Source organism: Streptomyces sp. BR123 (genome assembly GCF_013401435.1).
GTDB lineage: Bacteria > Actinomycetota > Actinomycetes > Streptomycetales > Streptomycetaceae > Streptomyces.
Window position 1 is genome coordinate 1 of the sequence record NZ_JACBGN010000088.1, and the last position, 24,348, is coordinate 24,348.

Here is a 24,348-nt window from a genome sequence, read left to right on the forward strand (position 1 = left end):
AGTTCCGCGCGATCGCGACCAGGTACGACAAGCTCGCCGACCGCTACCGCGCCGGAGTCGTGCTGGCCTCGCTGATCCTCTGGCTCCGCGAACCAGCCAGATGATCATTTGTCAGACACTGCCTAGGACGACCGCCCGCTCACCGCTTCGCGTGAACCGCAGGCCGTCCGGGAACGTTCCCGGGCGGCCTGCACGTCGTTGTGCCCGAAGAGTGTCAGAATCCCGAAGCCGAGCAGCAGGGGGTACCCCATGGGACGAGTGGTGCTGGAGCGGTTCCCGGCAGGGAGCCCGAGGGGAAGCTGGCCCGCCGAGGAGTACGCCGCCCAGCGGATGAGCGAGGGCGTGCCCGCGGAGGTGGTGATGGACCTGGCCAGTGACGCGTTCCTGGTCGTCGTCCGGCAGCGGGAGCCGTATTCCGGCCACTGACCGCGGCCCGGCCGGACTGGCCGGCGCACGCCCCTTGGCGTGGCTCCCCGGCGCCCCCACACTGACCCGATGACGCAGCGTGTGGATCTCGCCTCGGTCATGGACCGGCTGGCGATCGACGAGGTGGTCACGGGGTACGCGAGAGCCGTCGACGACGGCGACTGGTCCGCGTACCGGGCGCTCTTCGCGCCCGGCGGGCGTGCCGACTACAGCTCGGCCGGCGGGATCGAGGGCACGGCCGACGAGGTGGCCGGCTGGCTCGCCGAGGCCATGCGGCTCTTCCCCGTGCGCCAGCACCTGATCGTCAACCGGCTGATCCGGCTGGGCGAGGGTGGCGGCTGGGCCGCCGACCGGGCCGAGGTCCTGGCCGACTTCGTCAACCCGATGCGGCTCGACGGCAGCGGCGCCGGGGGGCCGGTGACCGCCCCGAACTTCGCCGCTGCCGGCCGCTACACCTTCGTTCTGGCCCGCACCGCCCTCGACGGCTGGCGGCTGACCCGGGTCACCGTGCACGAGAAGTGGCGCCACCTCTCCGCCTGAGCAGCCGGTAAGGCCCTGTCCCACACTGGAAGCGGAGGCGCTCATGGTCACGGTCCCGAGGGTGGTCACGGTCCCGAGGCGTACCCGGCTCCTGCGGGCGGCCGCCGCGGCCGCCGCCGGGGCACTGCCCTGCCTCGCCTTCCCCGCACCCGCGCTGTGGTGGTGGGCGTACGTCGCCCTCGTGCCCTGGATGCTGCTGCTGAGGTCGGCGCCTACCGGGCGGCGGGCGGCATGGGAGGGCTGGCTGGGCGGCGCCGGGTTCATCGTGGCCGTGCACCACTGGCTCCTGCCCAGCCTGCACGTGTTCCTGCTGCCGCTCGCGGCCCTGCTCGGCCTGCTCTGGATCCCCTGGGCGCTGCTCGTGCGCGAGCTCCTCGGCGGGTCCCCGGGGCCGGGCCGGGCGGCCGCGGCCATGGTGCTCGTCCCCGCGGGCTGGCTGCTGTCGGAGCTGGCCCGGTCCTGGCAGGGGCTGGGCGGGCCGTGGGGGCTGCTGGGGGCGAGCCAGTGGCAGGTGCCGCCGGTGCTGCGGCTCGCCTCGGTGGGCGGGGTGTGGGTCGTGAGTCTGCTGGTGGTGGCGGTGAACTGTGCGGTGGTGCTGCTGATCGCGGTTCCGGCGGCCCGGGTCCCGGCAATGGCCGGGGTGGCCGGGTGCGCGGTCCTGACGGGGGCGGTGTGGCTGTGGCTGCCGCGGGCCGAGGCCTCGGGGGGCTCGGGCCTGCTGCGGGTGGCCGTCGTCCAGCCGGGCCTGGTGGCGGACGGCCCCGACAGCGCGGAGCGGCGCTTCGCGGCGGGGGAGCGGCTGACGCGGACGCTGGCCGGCCGGCCGGTGGACCTGGTGGTGTGGGGGGAGAGCAGCGTCGGCGCGGACCTGGCGGCCCGCCCGGACCTGTCGCGGCGGCTGGCCGCGCTGTCCGCGGAGGTGGGGGCTCCGCTGCTGGTGAACGTCGACGCCCGGCAGCCGGCGGCGCCCCGCCCGGCGTCCGCGGCCGCGGACGCCCAGGAGCACGCGGCCGGGGGCGGCGGGGACGGCATCTTCAAGAGCTCCGTGCTCGTCGGCCCGCACGGCCCGACCGGTGACCGGTACGACAAGATGCGCCTGGTGCCCTTCGGCGAGTACGTCCCGGCCCGCTCCCTGCTCGGCTGGGCCACCTCGGTCGGCAAGGCCGCGGGCGAGGACCGGCGCCGCGGCGCGGCCCCCGTGCTGATGGACCTGCCGGGCGGGCTGCGGACCGGCCCGCTGGTCTGCTTCGAGTCGGCGTTCCCCGACATGAGCCGCCGCCTCGTCCGCGACGGGGCCGGCCTGCTCGTCGCCCAGTCGGCCACCTCCACTTTCCAGACCAGCTGGGCCCCGGCGCAGCACGCCTCGCTCGGCGCGCTGCGCGCCGCGGAGACCGGCCGCCCGGTGGTGCACGCCACCCTGACCGGCATCAGCGCCGTGTACGGGCCGGACGGCGCGCGTACCGGCCCGCCGCTGCCCGTCTCGGCGAGCACGGCACAGGTGTACGAGGTGCCGCTCGCCCGGGGCACGACGCCCTACGTCCGCCTCGGCGACTGGCCGGTGGGCGTCGCCCTGGCGCTGCTCGCGGTGTACTGCACCGTGGAGGGGACCCGTGCGCTGCGGCTCAGGAAGCCTGCTCCAGAGCGGCCAGCACCACCCGCTCGCACAGCTCGTGGGTCAGCAGGGCGTCCCGGGCGCTGACCGCCTTCCCCGCCGCGACGGCCTCCAGGAAGGCGTCGACGGCCTGCTCGATGCCGCGCTGGCGGGCGACCGGCACCCAGTCCCCGCGGCGGCGGACGGTCGGCTGGCCGCGGTGGTCGACGACCTCGGCAAGATTCACAACCTGCCGCTTGGTGTCCTGCCCGGACACTTCGAGGATCTCCTCCGCCGAACCGGACCGCCGGTTCATGATCCCGAGGGCGGTGAAGCCGGGCCCGGACATCTGGAGCACGACCTGGTCCATCAGCCCGCCCTGCACCCGGGCCCGGACGTCGATGTGGTCGGCCTCGCCGGGCAGCAGGAAGCGCAGGGTGTCCACGACGTGGATGAAGTCGTCGAGGACGAGGGTCCGCGGGTCCTCGGGCAGCCCCACCCGGTTCTTCTGCAGGACGATCAGGTCGCGGGGGTGCTCGACGCACTGGGCGTAGCCGGGCGCGTGGCGGCGGTTGAAGCCCACGGCGAGCGGTACCCCGCACTCCTCGGCGAGCTCCACCAGGCGCCGCGAGTCGGCGAGCTCGTAGGCCAGCGGCTTGTCCACGTACGTCGGCACACCCGCCTGGAGCAGCCGGGTGACGATCTCGGGGTGGACGCCGGTCGGAGCGTGCACGAACGCCGCGCCGAGGCCCTGGGCCAGCAGCGCGTCGAGGTCGGTGTGGCGGCGCTCCGCCGGGACGTGGTGACTCTCCCCGATCCGCTCCAGGGTGGCGGGGGTACGGGTCTGCAGGTGCAGCTCCAGGCCGGGGCGGGCCGTGAGGACGGGCAGGTACGCCTTCCGGGCGATGTCGCCCAGTCCGATGACGCCGACCTTCACCGCGGACCTCCAGGTGGTTCCTTGTGGGACCCCCGCAGCTTAATCCCTGGTGGAGACCGGTTAATCCCTGGTGGAGACCGGCCGGTTGGCCCGAGGATGGCGCCCATGACACTGACTTCGGGCTCCCACCGCACCGGCCCCTCCACCTCCGCCGACGAGCGCGCGATGCTGGAGGGCTGGCTGGACTACCACCGCGCCACCCTCGCCTGGAAGTGCGAGGGCCTCGCCGAGGAGGAGCTGCGCCGCAGGCCGCTGCCGCCCTCCGAGCTGAGCCTGCTGGGCCTCGTACGGCACATGGCGGAGGTGGAGCGGTACTGGTTCCGGGAGATCATGCTGGGCGAGGACCTGCCCGATCTGTACAGCACCCGGGAGGACCGGGACGGCGACTTCCACTTCTCCGCCGAGGACACCTTCGCCGAGGCGGAGCGGGTGTGGCGGACCGAGGTGGAGCGGGCCCGGGAGGCGGCGGCGGGCAGCTCGCTGGACCTGGTGTCGAAGCCGGAGAGCCACCACCGGGGCACGGCGTACAGTCTGCGCTGGGTCTACACGCACATGATCGAGGAGTACGCCCGTCACAACGGCCACGCCGACCTGCTGCGCGAGCAGATCGACGGCGCCGCGGGCGTCTGACGCGGGTCCGGACGGCGGGTGCCGGAGGACGCGGCGTCACCCGTGCGGAGTGAATATCGGCTCCGGGTTTCCGCAAGGGGGTCCTCGCACAGCAGAGTTGCGCGAGTGCACCCAACCCGAACCACGACGAAGCTGCTGCTCTCCGTCGCCTGCGCCGTCTCGGCGGTGTCCGGCTGTGTGAATGTGGCCCCTGCCCCGATGCAGTCGGCGGGCGCTCCCGGAACCACGGGCGCCCCGCCGCGGCACGAGCCGCGCGGGGGCCCGAAACCGGCTCCGGTGGAGGTCCAGGCGCCCGCCCTGGAGGCGCTGCAGGCGCTGCCGCAGCAGTCCGCGCGGCCCGCGGCCTCGGCCCAGGTCGGCCTCGGCCCGGCAACGGGGGCCTCGGCGGGGACGGCGGCAGCGGTGGAGGCGGCCGGGAGGAAGGCCCCGAAGGGCATGCCGCCGGTTCCGGACATCCCCGAGCCGCGCGGGGCGGCGAAACCGGCCCCGGGTGACAAGGCGAACCGCCGCGACCCGCTGTATCCGAAGCCCGGGGTGGCACGCGGGCTGGCGGAGAAGCTGCCGGTGCGGCCCGCCGACGTGTGCGCGATGGGCCGCAAGCACGGCCGCTGGGCGCCGGACAGCCCGGAGGCCCGGATCTGCGAGGGCGTCCACGGCGGCTGACGCGGCCGCTCGCCCTCACGGGGCCCGGCGGCGGCTCCGGGCCGGCGGGAGAAGACCGGGAGCCGCCCGGGAAGCCCCGCAGGGCCCGGGGACGCCCTGCAGCCCGGCCCGGGCCATCCGCGCACCACGCGCCCGCGGGAGCCCGTCCGGCGCGTCAGGGGTGCTGCTCCGGGAACGGCCGGGGTCCCCCGCCGGCTTCCCCGGCCAGCAGTCGTTCCAGGCGCGCCAGGGCGGCCCGTACGCCGTCGCCGTACCCGTCGTCCGGGAGGACGCCGGCGGCGGCCCAGGCGCGGGCCAGGTGGATCCGCGCCTCCTCGGGCCGCTGCAGCTTGAGGTAGTCGGCGGCCAGGCTCAGGTGCAGGGAGGGGTAGAGCACCCGCACGGCGGGATCCGGCTCCTGCGGAACACAGGGCCGAGCTCCGGGCCCGTCCCCGGACCGGTCCTCCGGCCCCTCGGCGGACTCCGCCTCCGGCTGCTCCCGCTTCCCCGGCTCCGCCTGCGGCCCGTCCCGCGGCGCGCAGGCGGCGGTCAGGGCGCGCAGGTCCCAGGCCAGCTCGTCGGCGGGGTCGTCCTGGGCGTCGGCCATGTAGTGCGCAAGCGTGCACCGGTGCAGGCCGGCGCCGTCCTCGCCGAGCTCGGTCCACAGGTCGCGGAGCCGGTTGCGGGCCTCCTCGCGGTCCCCGGCGTGCAGCAGGATGACCGCCTGGCCGATCCGGGTCATGAGGGCGTCCTCCGACGCCTCCTGCTGCTCGGTCACCGCGGCCTCCGGCTGGGTCTGCCAGACCTGGTCCGGTCTGGTCGTCACGACGCTAGCCGGAGGTACCGCCCGCACCGCCGAGGCGCGGTCGGCGCTCAGCCCAGGTCCGGGATCCGCCAGTCGATCGGCTCATGGCCCTGCGCGGCGACGGCCTCGTTGATCTGCGTGAAGGGCCGGGAGCCGAAGAACTTCTTGGCCGACAGCGGGGACGGGTGGGCGCCCTTGACGACCACGTGCCGCTCCTCGTCGATCAGCGGGAGCTTCTTCTGCGCGTACGCGCCCCACAGCACGAAGACGGCCGGGTCCGGGCGGTCGGCCACCGCGCGGATCACCGCGTCGGTGAACTTCTCCCAGCCCTTGCCCTTGTGCGAGTTGGGCTCCGCCTCGCGGACGGTGAGCACCGCGTTGAGCAGCAGGACGCCCTGCTCGGCCCACGGCATCAGGTAGCCGTTGTCCGGGATGGGGGTGCCGAGCTCCTCGTGCATCTCCTTGTAGATGTTGCGCAGCGAGGGCGGCGTCTTGACGCCGGGCCGGACGGAGAAGCACAGGCCGTGGCCCTGGCCGGCGCCGTGGTACGGGTCCTGGCCGAGGACCAGGACCTTCACCTTCTCGAAGGGGGTGGCGTCCAGGGCCGCGAAGACCTGCTCGCGGGGCGGGTAGACCGGCCCGTTCGCCCGCTCCTTCTCGACGAACTCGGTGAGCTCCTTGAAGTAGGGCTGCTCCAGCTCCCCGCCGAGGACGGGGAGCCAGGACTCGGGCAGCATCTGGGTCACGGCGACAACCTCCGGTAGTACAAGTCTGCGCAACTGCGTGGTGCGACAGCTCCAGAACCTACCGGGGCCCACTGACAACGCTTCACCCGCCGGGGTCCGAAGACCCCGGCGGAGGCGGCTACCAGCTGGTCTTGCGGTACAGCTCCCACATCTGGAAGACGGTCTGCGGGTCCAGCGCCCGCTCGGCGCCCGCGATGTCCTCGCGTGCGGCGACGTACAGCTTGCCCTGCCACAGCGGCAGCAGCCGGACGTCGTCGGCGAAGATCTGCTGCGCGCGCTCGAACTGCTGGACGCCGGCGGCGCGGTCGCCCTCGCGGCGGGACTTGGGGAGCAGGTCGGTGAGGATCTCGCCGGGCTCGTACGGGGTACCGACCGCGTTCTCCTTGCCGACGAACGGCGCGATGAAGTTGTCCGGGTCCGGGAAGTCGGGGAACCAGCCTCGCCCGAAGACCGGGTACTGGCCGTTCTTGTAGCCCTCCTGGAAGGTCTTCCAGGGCTGGCTGCGCAGGGTGACCTTGAAGAGTCCGCTCTCGTCCAGCTGGCGTTTGATCTCGGTGAACTCGTCGGCCGTGGAGGCGCCGTAGCGGTCGGTGGTGTACCAGAAGGTCAGCTCGACCGGCTGGTTGATCCCGGCGTCCTTGAGGATCTTCTTGGCCTTGGGGATGTCGGCCTGGCCGTACTTGTCGTAGAAGGGCGTCTTGTGGCCCACGACGCCCTTGGGGACCATCGAGTACAGCGGCTCGGCAGTGCCCTGGTAGACCTTGGAGACGATCGCCCCGCGGTCGATGACCTGGGCGATCGCCTGGCGCACCGGGAGTTTGTTGACGTTGGGGTCCTGGGGGTTGAACACCAGGTAGCGGATCTCGGCGCCGACGTTCTCGACGACCTGGACGCCCTGCCCGTGGACGGCGGGGCTCTGCAGTTCCTTGATCTGCGGGGCCGACAGGCCTCGGTAGGTGGCGTCGACCTCCTTGTTCTTCAGCGCGGCGACCATCTGGGAGGCGTCGGCGAAGTAGCGGATGGTGACGCCGTCGTTGCGCAGGCTCGCGAAGCCGGTGTAGGTCGCGTTCTTGCCGAGGACGGCCTCGCTGCCCTCCTTGTAGGACTCGAGCAGGTACGGGCCGGAGCCGGTGACCTTGCCGTCCGCACGAACCTTGTCGGCCGGGTAGTCCTTGGGCGCGACCAGTGAGGCGGCGGGCGAGCCGAGGACGAAGGGGAAGGTCGCGTCGGGCGTCTTCAGGTGGAAGACGACGGTCTGCGCGTCAGGGGTCTCGATCTTGTCGAGGCTGCCGAAGAGGTCCTTGGGGCCGACCTTGGAGCCGATCGTCCGGATGCGGTCGAGGGAGTACTTGACGGCCTTGGCGTCGAGCACCTCGCCGTTGGAGAACTTCAGGCCCTTGCGCAGGGTGCACCGGTACGACTCGTTCGCGGAGTCGGTGAACTCGCAGTTCTGGGCGGCGTCCGGCTGGGGCTTGGAGGAGCCCGTGGGGAACGCCAGGAGCGTCTGGTAGACGTTGCGGTACAGCTCCCAGGAGCCGTCCCATGCGGCGGCGGGATCGAGGGTGCTCGGGGCGCTCGTCGTGCCGACGACGATTCTCTTCTCGGCGTCTTTGCTGTCGTCGGAAAGCATGCCGCATCCGGCGAGCAGGGATATGGACGCAAGGGCCGCAGTGATCTGCAGGCTTCTGGTCCGGTTGGACACGTGCACGCTCCTCGATCTGCCAGGGGTGCGGCAAACCCTAGCGCAGTGCGTCACAAATCCAATGGGTAGGTTTGGTGTGACACTTGACCGATTTCGCTCCCGTTCGATACGTATTTGCCTCCCACCGGGAGGCAAATACGTCCGATTATCGATCAATGGACTCCGGCATTGAGGAACATTCCTCCGTCTACGACCAGCGTTTGACCGGTGATCCATCCCGCTTGTGCAGAGGTGAGAAAAGCCGCAGCTCCGCCGATATCAGTCGGAACACCCAGGCGCCCCAGCGGGTAGGCCGCGGCGGCCTCCGCCTCCCGGCCCTCGTACAGCCCCTGCGCGAACTTGGTCTTGACCACCGCGGGCGCGATCGCGTTGACCCGGACCCCCGGCGCCATCTCGTGCGCGAGTTGCAGGGTGAGGTTGATCATCGCGGCCTTGCTCATCCCGTACGCACCGATGAAGGGCGAGGCGGAGACGCCGGCGATCGAGGCGATGTTCACGATCGCCCCGCCGTTGTCCTTCTGCCAGGCGTGCCAGGTGCGCTGCGCGAAGCCGAGCGCGGAGATCACGTTGGTCTCGAAGACCTTGCGGGCGACGTTCAGGTCCAGGTCCGCGATCGGGCCGAAGACCGGATTGGTCCCCGCGTTGTTGATCAGGAAGTCGATCCGCCCGAAGGCCTCCATCGTGCGCTCGACGGCGACGACCTGGTGGTCCTCGTCGTGCGCCTTTCCGGCGACGCCGATCACCCGGTCCGCGCCGAGACGCTCCACGGCCTCCTTGAGCGCGTCCTCGTTGCGGCCGGTGATGCACACCCGGTCGCCCCGGGCCACCAGCGCCTCGGCGATGCCGTAGCCGATGCCCCGGCTCGCGCCGGTGATCAGCGCGACCTTTCCGCTGTCCGTTCCTTCGTACGCCATGACCGTGGCCTGCCTTTCGTCAGTTGAGCGGGCCGCCGGCCACGTACAGGATCTGGCCGGAGACGAACCCTGCGGCCTCGCCCGTGAAGAAGGCGATCGCGTTGGCGATGTCGTCCGGGTTCCCGACGCGCTGGACGGGGATCTGCGTGGCCGCGGCGGCCTGGAACTCCTCGAAGCCCATGCCGACGCGGGCCGCTGTCTGGGCGGTCATCTCCGTGGCGATGAAACCGGGGGCGACGGCGTTGGCGGTGACCCCGAACTTGCCGAGCTCGATGGCCAGCGTCTTGGTGAAGCCCTGCAACCCCGCCTTGGCCGCCGAGTAGTTGAGCTGGCCCCGGTTGCCGAGGGCCGAACTGCTGGAGAGGTTGACGATGCGGCCGAACTTGGCCTCCACCATGTACTTCTGACAGGCCCTCGACATCAGGAACGCGCCGCGCAGGTGGACGTTCATGACGGTGTCCCAGTCGCTGTCGCTCATCTTGAACAGCAGGTTGTCGCGCAGCACGCCGGCGTTGTTGACCAGGATGGTCGGGGCGCCCAACTCGCTCGCGACGCGTCCGACCGCCGCCTCCACCTGCGCCGCGTCCGAGACGTCGCAGCCGACGGCCAGGGCCTTGCCGCCGGCGCGCGTGATGGCCTCGACGGTGTCCTTGCAGGCCGCCTCGTCGAGGTCGAGTACGGCGACCGCCCGGCCCTCCGCGGCCAGGCGCACGGCGGTGGCCGCGCCGATGCCCCGGGCCGCCCCGGTCACGACGGCGACGCGCTGCTCGGTGGTGGACATGCTGGATCTCCTCGCCCTTGGAATCCTCTTGGCGGCCGCCCAGGGATGAGCAACCGCTTAGTAGCTTCAGCTGAGGAGACGCTAGGAGCCCCGGCACCCGCTGTCAACGGCGCCGGGCCCGGGGCCCCGAGGTCGAACGGATCAGCGCACCAACAGGTCGAGCAGCCGTTCCACTTCGGCTTCGGGATCGGCCGTCAGCCCGGTGTGCACCGGCCCCGGCTGCACCACCGTGCTGCGCGGCGCGATCAGCCAGCGGAACCGGCGGCCCGGTTCGTCGCCCGCCGCCTGGCCGGCCTGCTCTCCGCCGCTGCACACGCCCTCCACCCCGCGCAAGGCGGCCCGTACGCCGGTCACGTCGGCCTCCGGGTCCAGTGCGAGGAGCTTCGCCTCGTCGAGGTGGGTGCGCGCGGCGACGTACGAGCGCGCCCGGCAGTAGACGATCACTCCGGCGTTGAAGCACTCGCCGCGCTCCACCCGGGGCACCACGCGCACCAGCGCGTACTCGAACACGTCCCGCTTGGTCACTCGCTGCCGCTCTTCTGCTTGTTCCTGGTCTTGTGGGGCCACTCGGGGAGGTGATCGGTCAGCCAGCCCGGCGGCTGCTGCGGCGCCTTCGCCCGCGGCTCCATGGAGATCCTCTCGTGGATCCCGGCCGCGCGGGGCAACAGGGCCGACACGTACGCGCGTCGCACCGCGTCGGCCGAGTCGAAGCCGGGCTCGTCGGCCAGCCACTCGTCGGGGACGTCGGCGGCCACCTCGGTCAGCAGTTCCTCGGTGACCAGGGGGGCGAGCTCTGCGGCGGCCGCCGCGAAGTCCGGTCCTGCGGGGGCCAGGGCGTGGTCGGAGGCGTTGTAGGGCTTGGCCGCGGCGCTCTGCGCGGTGGGCCAGTTGTGGTGCCAGATCATGGTCGCGCCGTGGTCGATGAGCCACAGCTTCCCGTGCCAGACCAGCATGTTCGGGTTGCGCCAGGACCGGTCGACGTTGTTGACGAGGGCGTCGAACCAGACCACGCGGCCGGCCTCGACCGGATCGACCTGGTAGGCGAGCGGGTCGAAGCCGATCGACCCGGGCAGGAAGTCCATCCCGAGGTTGAGGCCGCCGCTGGCCTTGAGCAGCTCCTGCACCTCCTGGTCGGGCTCGGCGAGCCCGATGACGGGATCGAGCTGCATCTGCACCAGGCGCGGCACCCGCAGTCCCAGCCGCTGGGCCAGGCGGCCGCAGATCACCTCGGCGACCAGGGTCTTGCGGCCCTGGCCGGCTCCGGTGAACTTCATGACATACGTGCCGAAGTCATCGGCCTCAACGATGCCCGGCAACGAGCCGCCCTCGCGCAAGGGCGTTACATAGCGGGTCGCAATCACTTCTGTGAGCATTTTCCCAGGCTATCCGGCGGTCGAGCTCCATGATCCAAGGAACGGGCCGATCCTGTGCCCAGCCTCAAAACCCGCATCAGCCCTGGGGTTCGGCCGGGGAATTCCGTCCGACGGCCCGACTCCACGGGCAGCGGCCCCGCTCCGCAACCTGTCGCCGTCGACGACGACTTGTGCCGCGCACCGCCACCGGATCGGTCACGCCGTGTTCGACGGGCAGAAGAGCCACCGTTTTCACCTTCACCTTCACCGCATGGCCGCGGGCCGCTCTTCGTGTCCCCCGCGGCCGTGCCCTTCCGGGACCGTCCCGGTCACCGGCGCCACCTCCGGAATCGGCGTGGTGCGCCCGTGGGAATCGAACGCCGCCGGGCGCATTCAGGGGCCGGGGCGGGGCTGGTCGCGTTCACTTCGGGACGGCATCCGCCCGCCCTGCGGCGGTCAGCCCGCGGAAGTCCACGCATGTACGAGCGCGGCGGTGGTGGTCACCTCGGCGACCAGGGAGAGCGAGTGCCGGACCACCGCCGCGGTGTAGGCGGCGGGTACCCCGGCGATGGCGTCGGCGGGCACCACGACCCGGTAGCCGAGGTTGACGGCGTCGAAGACGGTGTTCGGGATCGCGATGTTGGAGGAGACGCCGGCGACGACGAGGGTGCGGACGCCGAGGTTGCGCAGCAGGGCGTCCACGTCGGTCCCGGCCGTCGGCGAGAGGCCGTGCAGGCGGCGTACCACCAGGTCCTCCTCGGCGACGCGGATGGGCGGCGCGATCCGGACCGCCGCGCTCCCGGACAGCTGGCGCACCGGGAGCCGGCGGGCGGCGCGGAACAGCCGGGCGTTGCTGTTGGCCCCGAGCCCGTCGGGGCGCCGTTCGGCGACGGCGTGCAGCACCTGGACGCCCGCCGTGCGCGCAGCACCGACCAATGCGGCCACGCGCGCCAGCATCCCGGAGTCCCGGGCCTCCTTCGCGAGCTCGGGCAGGGCGCTCTCCTCCCCGACGACCCCGTTCTGGCACTCGACGGTGAGCAGCGCGGTGGTGGCGGGATCGAGTTCGGGCACGGGATCGGACTGCGTCATGGCTCCCCCTGGCGTCGCGGCCGCGGAGCCCGCATGATTCCTGACACACAGTCAGATGTGAAGGGGGTGCGGGACCGATGGACCCAGCACGCGCGAGCCAGCGGCGGGGCCGCCGCGTCATGATGACGCACGAGGAGGTCGACGCCTTCCTGCGCGGGCAGCGCACATGCCGGGTGGCGACCGTCTCGCCGGACGGCCGCCCGCACGTGAGCGCCCTGTGGTTCGCCTGGGACGGCAGCTCGCTGTGGCTGTACTCGATCACGCGCAGCCGCCGCTGGTCCGACCTGCGCCGGGACCCGCGGATCTCGGTGGTCGTGGACGCGGGCGAGGCGTACGGGGAGCTGCGCGGGGTCGAGCTGTCGGGCCGCGCCGTCTTCGTCGGCGAGTCCCCGCGCACGGGCGAGCCGTGCCCGGAGCTGGCGGAGGTGGAGCGGATCTTCCCGGTCAAGAACTTCGGGCTCGACGAAATGCCGCACGACGGGCGCCACGCCTGGATCCGCCTCACCCCGGATGCGGTCGTCTCCTGGGACTTCCGCAAGCTCTAGCCAGGTGTCACGCGAAGCCCGTACGCCGCGTCAGTGCGCCGCGGCGACCTCTCGGAGGGCGTCGACGGCGGCCCGGATCGAGGGCCGCCGGTCGGCGTCGGCCCGCCAGACCACGTAGACGTGCCGACGGACGGTGTCGGACACGGGCAGCAGGCGGACGCCGGGCGGGACCGGCCCGCGGCCGAGCCGCGGGGTCACGCACACCCCGAGCCCGGCCTCGACGAAGGCGAGCTGGGTGTGGTGTTCCTCGGCGATGTGCCGGATGCAGGGCTCCACCCCGAGGCCGCGCAGGGTGTGGACGAGCCATTCGTGGCAGAACTGGCCCTCGTTCCAGGAGATCCACTCATCGGCGGCGAACTCTCCGAGGGAGACGCGCGCCCGGTCGGCCAGCGGGTGGCCGACGGGCACCGCGATGTCGCAGGCGTCGTCGAGGAGGTGGGCGCGGGCGAGCTCCGTCGGCACCGGCATCCGCTTGTTGTGCCAGTCGATGGCGAGGGCCAGATCGAGGTCGCCGCGGACGACCGCCGCCATGCTCTCCGCGGGCTCCTGCTCGCGTGCCAGGAGCCGCAGCCCGGGATGGGCGGCGGACAGTGCGGTCAGCGTCCCGGGCAGCAGCCCGCGCATCCCGGTGGGGAACGCCCCGATCCGCAGCTCGCCGACGGCGCACCCGCGCTGGGCCTCGACGTCGGCCTGGGCCACCTCCACCTGGGAGAGGATCCGGGCCGCGTGGTCGGCGAGGAGCTGCCCGGCGTCGGTGAGCCGGACCCCGCGCCCGTTCTTGGCCAGCAGCGGCTGGCCGACCTCGCGCTCCAGCTTCGCCATCTGCTGCGACACTGCGGAGGTGGTGACGTGCAGGCCGTCGGCCGCACCGCTCACCGAGCCGTGGCGGGCGAGGGCGTCGAGGGTACGCAGGCGCTCCAGGTTCAACATGTAAGCGATGCTACGCCGTTACCTCAAAGAATTCTCGCTTGTCCTACGTAGTTGAGCAGGGCAGAGTGCTCCGCATGAGCGCACCTGCCCCATCCCGCCCCGCGTCGTCCCAGGCCACAGCCCACCCGTCCCCGCTCGCCCGGACCGCCCGGTCCGCCCTCGTGGACTGGCGTCTGCGCTTCGCGCTCCTCTCGGTGGTCTGGGGCTTCAGCTTCCTCCTGATCAAGGTGGGCACGCAGGGGTACGCCCCGTTCCACGTCGCCCTGGGCCGGGTCTTCTTCGGCGCGCTGGCCCTGCTGGCAGTGCTCCTGGTCCGCCGCGAACCGCTCCCCCGGGGTCGGCGGACCTGGGCCCACCTCACCGTGGCGGCGCTGCTGCTCAACACGCTGCCGTTCTCGCTCTTCTCCTACGCGGAGTTGACGATCCCCTCCGGCCTGGCGGGCATCTGCAACGCCACCTCCCCGCTGTGGGGCATGGCGCTGTCTCTCGTGGCGCTGTCCGAGGACCGCCCCACCCGCCGCCGCGTCGCCGGGCTCGGCCTGGGCTTCCTCGGTGTGCTGACGGTCCTCGGCGCCTGGCAGGGCTTCTCCGGCGTCGACGCCAAGGGCACCGCCTTCGCCCTGCTCGCCTCGCTCTGCTACCCGGTCGGCTGGATCTACGTCCGCCGCACCCTGGCCTCGGTGCCGGGCTCCCCGGCGGCCCTGACCGCCGGGCAGCTGATGATCTCCACGCTCCAGCTGCTGCTGATCAGCTCCCTGTTCACGGCGGCGCCGACGGGGCTGCAGCTCGGGCCGACGCTGGCCGTGATCACCCTCGGTGCACTCGGCACGGGCATGGCCCTGCAGATGCAGTACGGGCTGGTGGCGGAGGTCGGCCCGACCACGGCCCAGATGGTCACGTACTTCATCCCGGTCATCGCCACCACGGCGGGCGTCCTGCTGCTGGACGAGCAGCTCCACTGGAACACCCCGGTCGGCGCGGCGATCGTCCTGGCGGGCGCGGCCCTCACCCAGACCCGCCGCCGCTGAGCGCACCGCTGGACCTCCGGTCGTGAAACCGCGGGCCGGTGGGGAACGGTCGCGCGGCTCCCCGCACCCGCCTGCGGGGCGCGGTAGCGCACCGGACCTCACCGAGCCCGCCCGGGCTCCGCCGACGGCGGGCGGGCCGGGCCGCGGCTGCCGCGCTCCGTCGACGATCACCGCCCTCTTCACCACGGGGCCATGGCACTGTTCCGCTTCCCGGTCGCACCCGGGCCTGGGCGCCCGGGCAGGCGGCGTGTGGCCGGGGCCGACCGTCCGCGGCTCCCCCGTGGCGTTCGGCGACTGCGGCACCGGGACGCCGAGCTCCGCACGCGCGCAGCGGGCCGCCTCGGTACCGCCGCAGCTCGTCACCGCCACGGTCGTGCGGTGTCCCGGGGTGGATCGGGGGCATGGTCGACACGCTCTTCGCCCTGGCGCCCCTGGCTCTGATCCTCGGCGGCACCGCCGAGTCACCCCGTACCGGCCTCGCCCGGGTGGGCCGGGTGGGCCCGGCGGCGCGGGCGCAGCTGTCCGGCCGACCGGTCAGTCGAAGCGGCCGGCCGGGGCGGGGCGTACCGCCGCCGCGAGGGCCTCGGCGAGGGAGGCCACTTCGGCGGCGTCCAGCCCGGAGACCGTCACCCGCACACCGGGCCCCGACTGCACCCGGAACCGCCTGCCCGGCGCCACCGCCCACCCGGCCGCCAGCATCCGCGTCGCCACTCCCACCTCGTCGGCGACGGGCACCCACACGTTCATACCGCTGCGTCCGTGCGCCCGTACCCCGCGCTCCGCCAGGGCCGCGACCAGGGCGTCCCGCCGCTCCCCGTACGAGCGCGCCACCGCCGCCGGGTCGACCAGACCCGAGGACCACAGGTCCGCCACCGCGTACTGGAGCACCCGGCTCACCCATCCCGGCCCGAGCCGCTGGCGCCCGCGAACCCGGTCCAGCGTCACGTCGTCGCCGGTCAGCACCGCCAGGCGCAGGTCCGGCCCGTACGCCTTCGCCGTGGACCGCACCAGCGCCCAGTGCCGTGTCACGCCGCCGAGCGGGTGCAGCGGCACGTCGACGATGCCGTGGCCGTGGTCGTCGTCGATCACGAGCACCTCGGGGTGGCCCCCCAGCAGCGCCCGCAGTTCCTGCGCCCGCCGCGCGCTCACGGCCGCTCCGGTGGGGTTCTGCGCCCGGGAGGTCACCACCAGCGCCCGCGCCCCCCGCTGCAGCGCCTGCCCGACGCCCGCGGCCGACGGCCCGTCGTCGTCAACGGCCACCGGCTCCACCCGCAGGCCCAACGCCGCCACCAGGTCCAGCACGCTCCCCCAGCCCGGGTCTTCGAGGGCGACCGCGTCCCCGGGGCGCAGGTGCGCGTTCAGCACACGCTCGATCCCGTCCAGCGCGCCCGAGGTGACCGCCACCGGGCCGTCCGGCACCCCGTCCGCGTCGAGTCCGGCGCGGGCCGACCGCGCCAGCTCCGGCGCGACCGGGTCGTGCCCGTACAGGGTCGGCTGCTGCGCGTGGCGCGCCGCGGCCGCGGCCAGTGCGGCGTCCAGCGGCGGCAGCAGCCGCACGTCCGGATTGCCACTGGCGACATCGCGTGTGCCCGGCGGCAAGGCGGGCAGCCGCAGCTCGTCCCGCGGGGCGGTGGCGGGCCGGCCCCGGACCCGGCTGCCGCGCCGCCCGTCGGTCTCGATGACGCCCCGCTCGCGCAGCGTGCGGTAGGCGGCGGCCACGGTGTTCGGGTTCACCCCCAGCACGGCGGCGAGCTCCCGCATCGGCGGCAGCAGCGTACCGGGCGGGAGCGCGCCCGACCCGACGCCCGTCTCCACGCTGGCCGCGATGTCCGATGCGCGGCGGCCTGTGATCCGATACTCTCCTAGCACAAAACACAGTATGCACTAGTGCAATGGAGGGCGCCATGACCGCCACGCCCGAGACCGCCGGGACCACCGGAACCCCCCGGACCACCGGAGCCCCCGGATGGGCCGAGCCGACCGCGCCGACGGGCGCCTACGAGCCCACCGACCGCACCGTCCCGAGCCGCTCCCGCGAGCGGGCGCACTACGACCGCGCGACCGTCCATGCGGCACTCGACCAGGCCTACGTCTGCCACCTCGGCTTCGTCCGCGACGGCGCGCCGGTGGTCCTGCCGACGCTGTACGCACGGGTCGGCGAAACCCTGTACGTCCACGGCTCCACCGGCTCACGGCCGCTGCTCGCCGCGGGCCAGGGCGACCCGGGGCTGCCGGTGTGCCTGACCGTGACGCACGTGGACGGCCTGGTGCTGGCGCGCTCGGCGTTCCACCACTCGATCAACTACCGCTCGGTGATCGTGCACGGCACCGCCTACCAGGTGACCGACGAGGACGAGCGCCGCATGGCGCTGGACGCCCTGGTGGACCACGTCGTGCCGGGCCGCTCGGCCGACTGCCGGCCCGCGAACGCGAGGGAACTCGCCGCCACCGCCGTGATCCGCCTGGACCTGGCCGAGGTGTCCGCGAAGCTGCGGACCGGCGGCCCGAACGACGACCCCGAGGACCTGGACCTGCCCTACTGGTCGGGTGTGATCCCGGTCGCCCCGGTGCGCGGAACCCCCGTCCCGGCCGACGGCCTGGCCCCCGGAATCGCCGCTCCGGGCTACCTCGCGGCGCTCTGAACCGGTGCGGCGGCGGGCCCCGCAGCGGCCGCCCCGCCGTCTGCCGGCCGGTCGTCCCCCGGCTCACCGGCCGCGGCCACCCCGCCCGCGGGGAAACCGCCGGCGGGCCCGCCATCGGCGAGGCCGCCCGCCGGCCGCCGCGCCTCGGCAACGATCAGCCCGCCCACCGCGCTCAGCAGCAGTACGGTGCCGAGCACCACCGCACCGGTCAGCCGCTCCCCGAGCACGAGCACGGCGATCACCGCCGCGCTGACCGGCTCGATCAGCATGATCACCGACACCGTCGCGGCCCGCACCGCCGCCGCCCCGGTGAAGTACAGGGCGTACGCGAGCGCCGTGGGCACGGTGGCGACGTACACCAGCAGCCACAGCACCCGAGCCGGCTCCGCGGTGTGCGGCAGCAGACCCTCGACCGCGGCGAGCGGCAGCAGGCACAGCGCCCCCACCCCCGCCGACCAGGCGGTGGTGACCAGCGGGTCGCCCGCCGCCCCGCGCCGCCCGAGTGCGCGGGCCCGCAGGGTCATCCCGGCGTACCCGGCGGCCGAGGCCAGGGCCCAGCCGACACCGAGCGGCCGCACCTCCCCGGACCCTCCGCCGAGGACGAGCACGGCGAGCCCGGCGAGCGCCCCGGCGACGGCGGCCACACCGCCCGCACCGAGCCGCTCGCCCATCCGGTACCAGGCCCCGACGGCGATCAGCACCGGCCCGGCGCCGAGGGTGACCACCGTGCCGACGGCGAGGCCGGTCTCCTGGACGGCGGCGAAGTACGCGGCCTGGAAGAGCGTGAACAGCAGCCCGGTACCGACGAGCGAGCGCACGGAGGGGCGGGGCGCGGCGGCCGCGCCCCGGGGGCGGACCCGGCGGACCCGGCGGACCCGACGTACGGCGAGCACGCCCAGCAGTACGGCGAGGCCGCCCGCGCAGCGCCAGAACGTCAGGGCGAGCGGACCGAGGTCACTGGCCAGGTAGAGGAGCGAGGCGGCGGCACCGGCGGTGCCCCAGGCGGCGCCGGCAACGACGAGGGAGAGCAGACTGCGCCCGTGAGCGGGCGAGGGATTCGACACGTGGTTCTCCGCGCATGCGTGAAGGATGAAAGAGACGGCTCATCGCTTCGCGGGCAGCAGGGACCGGCCGGGGAGCCCCCTGGCCTGGTCCTCGTTCACGCGGTGTGGTGGCCGCCCGCGCTAGGCGGCGGGCGGCGGAAGCACGGTCGAATGCATGCCCGCCACCCTATGCGGTGGTCGCCGCCCGGTCCACCGGGACGGGCACGGGCTGCTGCGCTTCCGCTTCCGGGACCGGCGCCGGTCGGGCGGTCTGGGCGATGAAGGCTCCGCCCAACACCAGTGCACCGCCGATGACCTGCGGCGTCGACAGGTGCTCGCCGAGCAGGACCCAGGCGAACACGGTGGCGACGACGGCCTCCAGGAAGGCCACGACCGCGGCCACCTGCGGCGAGAGGCTGCGCACCGACACGACACCCGTCAGGTACGCGAACACGGTCGCGACCAGCACGACCCACCCGAGCAGCAGCGGCGCGGGAACCGGCGTGTCCCCCATCAGGGCCGGGCCGCCCAGCACCTTCCAGTCGATCTCCCAGGGGCGGGCGATCACCGTCATCACCAGCGCGCCGATGAGCATGCCGTATGCGATCACGCCGAGCGGATCGGGCGCGTCGTCACCGTCGGCGCCCTGGTCGGCGAAGATGAAGTAGAAGGCCTGGCAGCAGGCGGCGCAGAGACCGAGCAGCACGCCCAGCGCGTCCAGTTTCAGCCCGGCCCAGACCTCGACCACGCACGCCAGACCCGCGACGGCCACCGCCGCGCCGGCCGCGGCCGCGCGGGTCACCGGCTTGCGCTGTACGAAGCGGATCCAGCCGAGCAGCAGCGCCGGCCCCAGGTACTCCAGCAGCAGGGCCACACCGACGGGGATCCGGGACAGGGAGGCGAAGTAGAAGGCCTGCACGCCCGCGACGGCGACGATGCCGAATCCGGCGAGCAGCAGCGGTTTGCGGCGCAGCAGGGCTCGGTGCCGCCAGGCCAGCGGGGACAGTACCAGCGCCGCCCCGCCCACCCTGAGCCAGACCATGTGCAGCGGGTCCAACCCCGCCTCGATCAGCGGCTTGGCCGCCACTCCCGAACCACCGAACGCGAACGCGGAGACCAGCGCGAGGCCGAGTCCGGCGTGCTTCCCAGACGCTTGCATCGGGCCATCATGCCAGGGCTTGTCAGGACCGTCACGACCGTGACGCCTGTTGAGACAGAGGTGATACCCGCCGTGACCGGCCCCTGCCGCCTGACAGGACGTCAGTATTGAATGTTCCGCCCTACGGGGCTACGTTCCGCCGCACGTACCCGACGAGAAGGGTGGTGGCGGCATGGCAGAGGTGACCGCGGAATCACGCATCGAGGCGTCCCCCTCGCGGCTCTGGGCCCAGCTCACGGACTGGCCGGCGTACGGCCGCTGGAGCATGACGCACACGAGCTTCCCGAAGGGCGGACCCGAGACCCTCGCGGTCGGCGCGACCTTCGAGGAGAACATGAAGATGATGGGCTTCCCCGCCGAGGTCGTCTGGACCGTCTCGGAGCTGGAGGAGGAGCGTCTCTTCGCCATCACCGGCAAGGGGCCGATGGGGGTCGCCGTCCTCACCCGCTACACCCTGGTCCCCGACGGCGGGGCCACGGTCGTCCGCATCGACGGGGAGTTCACCGGTGCGGCCGTCTCCCTGATGGCGGGCAAGCTGAAGGACTCGGCCACCGCCGCCCTGAACGACTCACTGCGCAAGCTCGCCGGCCTGGTCGCCTGACCTCCCTGCACGGGCGGCCCCCTCCCGTGACGCCCCCTGACGGGCCCGGCCGGCCACGCCACGGCATGCGGGCGCGCCCCCCGGCCAGGTCCCGCGGGGCGCGCCGCGCCGGCCGCCCGCCGCCCGCCGGTCGCGCCTGCCGGCTCGGTGCTCGTCGGCCAGGACGAGGTACATCTCGCTCGCGATGAGCCCCTCGTCGGACAGTCCAGTCCAGTCCAGTCCAGTCCCCACGGATTGGCCTTTGTCCACGATCAAGGAACGGCCCTACCGTCGGGCCATGCGCCTCCGAATCGTCGACGCCTTCACCGACCGCCCCTTCGCCGGCAACCCCGCCGGAGTGCTGCTCCTGGAGGACGGCTTCCCCCCGGACGCCTGGCTCCGGCAGGTCGCCGCCGAGGTCAACCTCTCCGAGACGGCCTTCGCCCACCCCCTGCCGCCCGGCGGGGACGCCGACTGGGCCCTGCGCTGGTTCACCCCGACCGCCGAGGTCGACATGTGCGGCCACGCCACCCTGGCCACCGCACACGTCCTCGCCACGGGGGGCCTCGCCCGCGGCCTGATCCGGTTCACCACCCGCTGCGGCATCCTCACCGCCGAGGCCGCCGAGGACGGCACCGTCACCCTGGACTTCCCGACCTCGGAGCTGACTGCCGTCGCACCCGAGCCCGCCGTGCGCGAGGCCCTCGGCGCCGGCATCAGGTCCGTCCACGACACGTCCGCGCACGTGGGCGACCTGCTCGTCGAACTGGCGGACGAGCGGACCGTACGCGGGCTCACCCCCGACATCGCCGCCCTGCGCGGCTACGCCCGACGCGGCGTGATCGTCACCGCGCCCGCCGAGGACCCCGCCCGCGGCTACGACTTCGTCTCCCGCGGCTTCTTCCCGGCCTTCGGGATCGACGAGGACCCGGTCACCGGCAGCGCCCACACAGCCCTCGCCCCGTTCTGGGCCGAACGCCTGGGCCGCACGCGGCTGACCGGCCTCCAGGGCGGCGCCCGCACCGGCCTGGTACGGGTCACCCTGGCGGGCGACCGCACCCTCCTGACCGGGAACGCCGTCACCGTCATCGACGGCGAGCTGCTCACCCGCCCCTGATCCCCCGGTGTGGCGCCGGCCCCGGATCCGTGGGGCTACGAGGGGGTCGGCAGCCAGCCCACCTTGCCCGCGAGCAGCGCGTACCCGCCGAAGGCCACGATGTCGAGGAGGGCGTGCGCGACGACGAGCGGCATCACCCGCCCCCACCGGCGGTAGGCGAGGACGAAGACCGCGCCCATCACCATGTTCCCGATGAACCCGCCGACGCCCTGGTACAGGTGGTACGAACCACGCAGCACCGAGCTGGCCACCAGCGATCCCGCGGGCGACCAGCCCAGCCCGTCGAGCCGGCGCAGCAGGTAGGCCAGCACGATGACCTCCTCCACCACGGAGTTCTGCACCGCGGAGAGGATCAGCACGGGGAACTTCCACCACACGTCCGGCAGCGCCTCGGGCACGACCGTGAGGTTGAACCCGCCGGCCCGCGCCGCCAGGTAGAACGCCAGCCCGGCGCTCCCGATCCCCGCCGCCACCAGCGCCCCGCGCGCCAGGTCCCAGCCGGGCCGGGTGCGGTCGAAGCCCAGCACCCGCAGCCCCGGCACACCCTCCCGCGTGAGCAGGTGGGCGACCAGCAGCACGGGCACCAGCGCGGTGCAGATCCCGAACAGCTGCCAGGCCAGGTCGAGCCAGGGCCGCCCGGGGGCGTACGAGCCGTTGAGCGTCGCGGCCTGGTCCTTCAGGCCGCCCGGCTTGGTCAGCGAGCCGATGAAGCTGATCAGCGACGAGACGGCGCTCGCCCCCAAGGACAGGGCGAGCACGAGCAGCGTCTCGGTGCGCAGCAGGCTCCGCCGCCCGTCCTCGTCCAACGACCCGACCACCGGCTCCGGCTGCGCCCGCACGTCCGACTCCCGTCCGCCATCCCGTTCCGACCACCCCATACTGCCTCTTCGGCGGGAGAACGGGATCACCGGACGGCGTTCCGGCTGCCGGGACCCGGCTCAGGGCCTCCGGGCCGTCGGTACGGGCGCTCCCTTCTCCCGGTCCGGCAGGCCGACCGGCCAGGTGTGCACGGGGTCGCCCTTGTGCATCAGCTCGCTGTAGCGGCGGGTGATCGCGGCGAGCGCCGCGTCCCGGTCCAGGCCGGCCGCGAGCGCCCGGTGGTAGGTGTCCACCTGCCAGGTCGAGCCGTTCACCCGCCGTCGGCAGCGTTCCTCGATGATGCCGAGGTAGTGGTCCCGGTCGGCCCGCTCGATGCCCCAGGCGTCCAGTCCGGCGGCGGCCATGGGCAGCAGCTCGTCCAGGATCAGCCGTACGGCGGGGACGCTGGCCAGGCCGCCGCCGCGGCCGCGGCGCGGCCACCTCAGCCGGGCGTCGATCCCGTACCGGCAGGCCGCGTCGAAGTTGGCCTCCGCCTCGGCGAACGGCAGCCGGGTCCATACCGGGCGCTGCTCGTCGGCGAGGGTGCGGACGAGCCCGTAGTAGAAGGCGGCGTTCGCGACGACATCGGCGACCGTCGGCCCGGCCGGCAGCACGCGGTTCTCCACCCGCAGGTGCGGCACCCCGTCGGCGACCCCGTAGACGGGCCGGTTCCACCGGTAGATGGTTCCGTTGTGCAGGACCAGCTCCTGCAGGGACGGGACCCCGCCCTCGGCGAGCACCCGCAGCGGCTCCTCCTCGTCGCAGATGGGCAGCAGGGCGGGGAAGAAGCGGACGTTCTCCGAGAAGAGCTCGTACACCGACTCCACCCACCGCTCCCCGAACCAGGTCCGTGGCCGCACCCCCTGCGCCTGCAGCTCGGGCGGCCGGGTGTCAGTGGCCTGCGTGAACAGCGGCGGGCGCGACTCCCGCCACAGCTCGTGCCCGAACAGGAAGGGCGAGTTGGCGCCGACGGCTATCTGGACCGCGGTCACCGCCTGGGCCGCGTTCCACACGTCGGCGAACCGGGCCGGCGTCACCTGCAGGTGCAGCTGTACGGAGGTGCAGGCGGCCTCCGGGACGATCGACCCGGTGCTCCACGTCAACCGCTCCACCCCGTCGATGTCGAGGAGGAAGTCCTCGCCGCGCAGCATCAGGATCTGCTCGTTGAGCAGCGAGTAGCGGTCCACCGCCGAGAGGTTGGCGGTGACCAGGTCGGAGCGGGTGATCGTCGGCAGGATGCCGATCATCACCACTCCCGCGTCGACCGCCGCGGCCTGCCGGTGCGCATAGCCGAGCCCCGCGCTCAGCTCTTCGGCGAGCTGGTCGAAAACCCGGCCGCCGAGCCGGTGGGGAAGTACGTTCACCTCCAGGTTGAACATTCCGAGTTCGGTCTGGAAATCCTGGCTCGCAATGCGATCGAGAACCTGGGCATTCAGCATTCTCGGCATCCCGTCGGCCCCTGCCAGATTCAGCTCGATCTCCAGCCCCATCATGTTCTTGGGGCGGTCGAACCGCTTCTCCGACAGAAGCCGCTCCAGCCCCTCCAGGCACTCGTGGAGCTTCCTCCGGTACCGCTGTCGATCGGACAGGTCGAATCCGCCCGCCACGACCTTCTCCCCCATCGAAGCGTCCCTCCTCGAGTGGACGTCGCCCGGGCACCCGGACGCGCGTGTACGGTCGATGATGCCCCGGAGGCGAGATCGATAACGCGGCGGGGAGGGGCGGGACGGGGAGCGTGCGCCGGTTTGGCCGAAGGGCACCATGGCACATTCACCTGGCAAGCATCCGTATGCAAATTCCGCATCGATTTTGCCGGTTCCGGATAATCAACGCTTTCCAGCCGAGCCCCCGTCAGGTAACCTCCGAGGTCAGCGCGACGTGTTCGCGTGTATCCGGCATGGACGCCATGTCAGCGGGACCGGTAAGCAGCTTGCCCGCATTGGGCGGGCAGGCTAGCCGAAACACTGCGTGAACACATGTCGTATAAACTCCGCAAACGAGGCAGAGAGTTGGCGCGCGGCCATTGCCCCTCAGCCCCCCTCTGGCCCCAGAATGCGACAGCGCCGTCCGCACTGCCCCCGATCCACAGGTCTCCCAAGTGAGAGGCGACCCACCATGCCGCTGCATGTCCCCCCGGCTCCCGCGCCTGCCCTGCGCAGCGTCCTCGCAGCACTCGGTTCCCCCACAGCCGTCGCGGCGGGCACCCCCGCCCTGCGCGCCGTTCAGGGTCCGTTGACCGCCGAGCTGCCGCTGCCGGTCCACGTCCTCGACCGGCTCGGCATGTCCCAGCC

General features: G+C 73.1%; 25 protein-coding genes and 1 pseudogene. 11 read left to right on the forward strand and 15 right to left on the reverse strand.

Translation table 11 applies throughout. From position 1 onward, the window contains the following. The 4 genes and pseudogenes from HYE82_RS16260 to lnt all read left to right on the forward strand — a co-directional run. A pseudogene (locus HYE82_RS16260) lies at positions 1-104 on the forward strand (IS5/IS1182 family transposase); the annotation flags it as partial. A 145-nt stretch (positions 105-249) separates the two neighbouring features. After that, on the forward strand, positions 250-426 hold the full coding sequence (locus tag HYE82_RS16265) for a hypothetical protein (RefSeq protein ID WP_179174785.1): 177 nt from the start codon (positions 250-252) through the stop codon (positions 424-426). 69 nt (positions 427-495) lie between these two features. Continuing rightward, the gene (locus tag HYE82_RS16270) at positions 496-966 is read left to right on the forward strand and encodes a nuclear transport factor 2 family protein (RefSeq protein ID WP_179174786.1); all 471 of its coding nucleotides are present in this window, start codon (positions 496-498) and stop codon (positions 964-966) included. Between the two features lie 43 nt (positions 967-1,009). After that, positions 1,010-2,665, forward strand: a complete 1,656-nt coding sequence (lnt, locus tag HYE82_RS16275; protein ID WP_179174787.1) for an apolipoprotein N-acyltransferase — start codon at positions 1,010-1,012, stop codon at positions 2,663-2,665. Here the strand turns inward: lnt and HYE82_RS16280 are convergent. Further along, positions 2,589-3,494 (reverse strand): Gfo/Idh/MocA family protein, encoded by a 906-nt coding sequence (locus tag HYE82_RS16280; RefSeq protein WP_179174788.1) that lies wholly within the window; start codon positions 3,492-3,494, stop codon positions 2,589-2,591. The genes lnt and HYE82_RS16280 overlap by 77 nt on opposite strands. A 105-nt stretch (positions 3,495-3,599) precedes the next feature. Here HYE82_RS16280 and HYE82_RS16285 point away from each other — a divergent pair, with 105 nt between their 5' ends. Next, the gene (locus tag HYE82_RS16285; protein ID WP_179174789.1) at positions 3,600-4,124 is read left to right on the forward strand and encodes a DinB family protein; all 525 of its coding nucleotides are present in this window, start codon (positions 3,600-3,602) and stop codon (positions 4,122-4,124) included. A 105-nt stretch (positions 4,125-4,229) separates the two neighbouring features. Continuing rightward, a complete protein-coding gene (locus HYE82_RS16290) occupies positions 4,230-4,787 on the forward strand; it encodes a hypothetical protein (RefSeq protein WP_218782684.1) in 558 nt (185 codons plus the stop codon). A 154-nt stretch (positions 4,788-4,941) separates the two neighbouring features. Here HYE82_RS16290 and HYE82_RS16295 read toward each other — a convergent pair whose 3' ends face one another. From HYE82_RS16295 to HYE82_RS16330, 8 genes are all read right to left on the reverse strand, one after another. Next, a complete protein-coding gene (locus HYE82_RS16295) occupies positions 4,942-5,544 on the reverse strand; it encodes a hypothetical protein (protein WP_179174808.1) in 603 nt (200 codons plus the stop codon). 95 nt (positions 5,545-5,639) lie between these two features. Next, positions 5,640-6,308, reverse strand: coding sequence for a uracil-DNA glycosylase (locus HYE82_RS16300; protein WP_179174809.1), 669 nt, complete (start codon positions 6,306-6,308; stop codon positions 5,640-5,642). Between the two features lie 127 nt (positions 6,309-6,435). Beyond that, positions 6,436-8,019, reverse strand: coding sequence for an ABC transporter substrate-binding protein (locus HYE82_RS16305; RefSeq protein WP_179174791.1), 1,584 nt, complete (start codon positions 8,017-8,019; stop codon positions 6,436-6,438). Positions 8,020-8,171: 152 nt separating this feature from the next. Next, the gene (locus HYE82_RS16310) at positions 8,172-8,933 is read right to left on the reverse strand and encodes an SDR family oxidoreductase (RefSeq protein WP_179174792.1); all 762 of its coding nucleotides are present in this window, start codon (positions 8,931-8,933) and stop codon (positions 8,172-8,174) included. Between the two features lie 19 nt (positions 8,934-8,952). After that, complete coding sequence (fabG, locus tag HYE82_RS16315; RefSeq protein WP_179174793.1) at positions 8,953-9,714, reverse strand: 3-oxoacyl-ACP reductase FabG; 762 nt, start codon at positions 9,712-9,714, stop codon at positions 8,953-8,955. Between the two features lie 141 nt (positions 9,715-9,855). Next, positions 9,856-10,239: a DUF3037 domain-containing protein gene (locus tag HYE82_RS16320; protein ID WP_179174794.1), complete on the reverse strand. Its 384-nt coding sequence runs from the start codon at positions 10,237-10,239 to the stop codon at positions 9,856-9,858. After that, positions 10,236-11,087 (reverse strand): HipA family kinase, encoded by an 852-nt coding sequence (locus HYE82_RS16325; RefSeq protein WP_179174795.1) that lies wholly within the window; start codon positions 11,085-11,087, stop codon positions 10,236-10,238. Before HYE82_RS16325 ends, HYE82_RS16320 begins: the two co-directional genes overlap by 4 nt. Before the next feature lie 435 nt (positions 11,088-11,522). After that, positions 11,523-12,155: a cysteine hydrolase gene (locus tag HYE82_RS16330; RefSeq protein WP_179174796.1), complete on the reverse strand. Its 633-nt coding sequence runs from the start codon at positions 12,153-12,155 to the stop codon at positions 11,523-11,525. 77 nt (positions 12,156-12,232) lie between these two features. Here HYE82_RS16330 and HYE82_RS16335 point away from each other — a divergent pair, with 77 nt between their 5' ends. After that, positions 12,233-12,700 carry a pyridoxamine 5'-phosphate oxidase family protein gene (locus HYE82_RS16335; protein WP_179174797.1) on the forward strand — a complete coding sequence of 156 codons (468 nt, stop codon included), beginning with the start codon at positions 12,233-12,235 and terminating at the stop codon, positions 12,698-12,700. 30 nt (positions 12,701-12,730) lie between these two features. Here HYE82_RS16335 and HYE82_RS16340 read toward each other — a convergent pair whose 3' ends face one another. Continuing rightward, positions 12,731-13,630: a LysR family transcriptional regulator gene (locus tag HYE82_RS16340; protein WP_179174798.1), complete on the reverse strand. Its 900-nt coding sequence runs from the start codon at positions 13,628-13,630 to the stop codon at positions 12,731-12,733. Positions 13,631-13,704: 74 nt separating this feature from the next. Between HYE82_RS16340 and HYE82_RS16345 the strand changes: the two genes are divergently transcribed. Continuing rightward, positions 13,705-14,658 carry a DMT family transporter gene (locus HYE82_RS16345; protein WP_179174799.1) on the forward strand — a complete coding sequence of 318 codons (954 nt, stop codon included), beginning with the start codon at positions 13,705-13,707 and terminating at the stop codon, positions 14,656-14,658. Between the two features lie 534 nt (positions 14,659-15,192). Here HYE82_RS16345 and HYE82_RS16350 read toward each other — a convergent pair. Then, on the reverse strand, positions 15,193-16,527 hold the full coding sequence (locus HYE82_RS16350) for an aminotransferase class I/II-fold pyridoxal phosphate-dependent enzyme (RefSeq protein ID WP_179174800.1): 1,335 nt from the start codon (positions 16,525-16,527) through the stop codon (positions 15,193-15,195). Between the two features lie 35 nt (positions 16,528-16,562). On the opposite strand from HYE82_RS16350, the gene HYE82_RS16355 reads away from it, so the two are divergent. Further along, entirely contained in the window at positions 16,563-17,300 is a 738-nt protein-coding gene (locus tag HYE82_RS16355; RefSeq protein WP_179174801.1) for a pyridoxamine 5'-phosphate oxidase family protein, read from the forward strand. Here the strand turns inward: HYE82_RS16355 and HYE82_RS16360 are convergent. Both HYE82_RS16360 and HYE82_RS16365 read right to left on the reverse strand, forming a co-directional pair. Continuing rightward, a complete protein-coding gene (locus HYE82_RS16360; protein WP_179174802.1) occupies positions 17,282-18,364 on the reverse strand; it encodes a DMT family transporter in 1,083 nt (360 codons plus the stop codon). The genes HYE82_RS16355 and HYE82_RS16360 overlap by 19 nt on opposite strands. 166 nt (positions 18,365-18,530) lie before the next feature. Further along, positions 18,531-19,502, reverse strand: coding sequence for a DMT family transporter (locus HYE82_RS16365; protein WP_179174803.1), 972 nt, complete (start codon positions 19,500-19,502; stop codon positions 18,531-18,533). 172 nt (positions 19,503-19,674) lie between these two features. On the opposite strand from HYE82_RS16365, the gene HYE82_RS16370 reads away from it, so the two are divergent. After that, on the forward strand, positions 19,675-20,103 hold the full coding sequence (locus HYE82_RS16370; RefSeq protein WP_179174804.1) for an SRPBCC family protein: 429 nt from the start codon (positions 19,675-19,677) through the stop codon (positions 20,101-20,103). A gap of 277 nt (positions 20,104-20,380) precedes the next feature. Then, complete coding sequence (locus HYE82_RS16375; protein WP_179174805.1) at positions 20,381-21,199, forward strand: PhzF family phenazine biosynthesis protein; 819 nt, start codon at positions 20,381-20,383, stop codon at positions 21,197-21,199. Positions 21,200-21,234: 35 nt separating this feature from the next. On the opposite strand, the gene HYE82_RS16380 is transcribed toward HYE82_RS16375, so the two are convergent. Together HYE82_RS16380 and HYE82_RS16385 are read right to left on the reverse strand one after the other, a co-directional pair. After that, complete coding sequence (locus HYE82_RS16380; protein WP_256987300.1) at positions 21,235-22,077, reverse strand: CPBP family intramembrane glutamic endopeptidase; 843 nt, start codon at positions 22,075-22,077, stop codon at positions 21,235-21,237. Positions 22,078-22,137: 60 nt separating this feature from the next. After that, the gene (locus HYE82_RS16385) at positions 22,138-23,679 is read right to left on the reverse strand and encodes a glutamate-cysteine ligase family protein (protein ID WP_179174807.1); all 1,542 of its coding nucleotides are present in this window, start codon (positions 23,677-23,679) and stop codon (positions 22,138-22,140) included. Positions 23,680-24,348: the final 669 nt, after the last annotated feature.